This window comes from Paenibacillus phytorum (assembly GCF_013141715.1).
In the GTDB taxonomy this organism is placed as follows: domain Bacteria; phylum Bacillota; class Bacilli; order Paenibacillales; family NBRC-103111; genus Paenibacillus_E; species Paenibacillus_E phytorum.
The window spans coordinates 1-2,140 of sequence record NZ_WHOA01000059.1 but is presented as its reverse complement, the minus strand read 5'-3'; the positions used below and the strand labels follow the sequence as shown (position 1 = coordinate 2,140).

General features: G+C 42.0%; 2 protein-coding genes. Both read right to left on the bottom strand.

The features are described from left to right. Positions 1 to 272, bottom strand: a 272-nt coding sequence (locus tag GC098_RS39890; RefSeq protein ID WP_246358496.1) for a HupE/UreJ family protein, incomplete at its 3' end; no start/stop codon positions are given. Between the two features lie 54 nt (positions 273 to 326). Further along, positions 327 to 1,874 carry an S-layer homology domain-containing protein gene (locus GC098_RS07865; protein WP_171642590.1) on the bottom strand — a complete coding sequence of 516 codons (1,548 nt, stop codon included), beginning with the start codon at positions 1,872 to 1,874 and terminating at the stop codon, positions 327 to 329. Positions 1,875 to 2,140: the final 266 nt, after the last annotated feature.

Sequence of the window (2,140 nt, the reverse complement as noted above, 5' to 3'; positions counted from 1 at the left end):
ATAGTAAAAGATGTAACAATTTTCAAAGCATCCTTGAAGCGAGATGCGATTAATACTAAGGATAACAAAAACAGCAAATGATCATAACCTGTCAAAATGTGCTCGATTCCAAGCTTAAAGTATTTCCACAAAACAGCATACTTCCGGAATGCGCAAGTGAAGTTGTGGTAGTCCCAAAAAATAATAAGATCGTGATTATGAACAAGGACAGGAATGAACGCTGCTTCATAGCGGAACCTCTTTTCATGAGATGCAAGTATTTCAATCTGCAATTTAGTTTATCCGGTCACGACCGTTCATTCTGCAACTTGAACACGGTGCTCGACTTAGTTCAAGCTATCCAAGAGTGTTTTTACTTGAGGGTTAAGGTTCAATACATTCAGTACGATCGTAAGCGCCTCTGCACGTGTGGAGTTGCCCTGCGGATCAAATATCCCCTCATTCTTGCCGCTGATGATACCCGCTTCTGCTGCATCCTTGATTGGATTTGCTGCATAAGAGCTTGCAATTGCTATATCCGCAAAATTACCTTTGGAAGCATCTTTGTCCACTTTACTTAAGTCCACAATACGGGATAGTATAATGACCATTTCTTCACGGCTGATCGTTTTGTCTGGCTTGAACGTCCCGTCTCCATATCCGCCAATCACTCCTGCGCTAGCGAGTTTATCAATGGCGTCTTTAGCCCAGTGGCTGTCAATATCGTTCAGAGCAACCGACTGATTGGCGCCGCCGTTGATATCGAATATGCGAGAAATGATCGCTGCAAATTCGGCGCGTGTAATGTTGCCGTCAGGATGGAACGTTCCATCCCCATACCCATCGATAACGTGCAATTTCACGAACGTACCGATGGTCTTTTTGCCCCAATGTCCTTTAATGTCAGCCAGTTCAACCTTTTCATCAGCTTTTTTGGCTTCCGCTACCATGGAAGAGATCGAACTAACAAGTTTAATCTCATTGACAATATCGCTATTAAATACATTATTTTTGTTATTATTATTATTATTATTGTTGTTATTGTTATTGTTGTTATTGTTATTGTTATTGTTGTTATTGTTATTGTTGTTATTGTTATTGTTATTGTTATCGTTGTTACCGTTGTTACCGTTGTTCGATGATCTCTGAGAGTTTGCACTTACCTGCGCACTCCATTCGCTGACTCCTGCCGAATTCTTTGCCCTCACCCTATAGGTATGGGTTGAGTCTGCTTCAAGACCTGTGTGCGCGAACGGACTTGATCTGTCCGTTTGAACAACTTCGTCTATCATCAGGTCATAACCCGCTGCGTCTTTTGAATTATTCCAAGTTACGTTAATCTGTGAGGTACTTGCTGCTGTAGCTGTCAAACCTGCAGGCACAGCAGGAATTTTGACCTCATTACCGTTTGATGCTATTGTAGCCACTACCTTGCTATTGCCTGGAAAAGATTCAGTCACTAATTTCGAATCCACTCGTTTCATCAGTGTTACACTGTCCAGTACAATTTCGGCCGAACCCTGACTTACCGCATGAAATGGTAGCGTAGCCAGCGTTACATCGCCGTTCTGGCCAGGAATGTTGCCTTGTTGCGTATATGCGATTTGAATTTTGTTCCCATCCACAATAGGGCCCACTGTAAAGCCGCTACTTTGAAAGTCATTTTTTAGAAACTTTAAACGGCTTGTATCAAACGATAAATTAACTTCAAATGCGTACATATCACTTAATTGTTTTCCTTCTACCTTCACTTCAAAGTTATTACCCACCGATATGCTTGGCTCCGTGATGGAAAGTAAAAAGCTCGGGCTAGTGTTTGCATGTATTATGGGCTGCGGAAGCATGAACACGGTCAAAAGCAACGTCAGACTGAATGCGAGAAGTTTTTTTAACATCTAAGTAATCCGCCCTTTCAAAAATTTGTTAGTAAAACTGGACATATCGGCGACAGAAGGGGGGAGATAAGCTCCCTCCACTTCATTGCCGATCAATCCTCAATTTCACTAATACGATCAATTTAACTTTTCAACAATACTCGTCGGTGTATTATTGAAACATCGCTAAAGCTACGATTGCAAGGTCTTCAAGGCCAACCTTGCCGTCTTTATTTACATCCGCTAACACATTCCAATCCGGCTGACCTTGTTGTTTGCCGTATGCT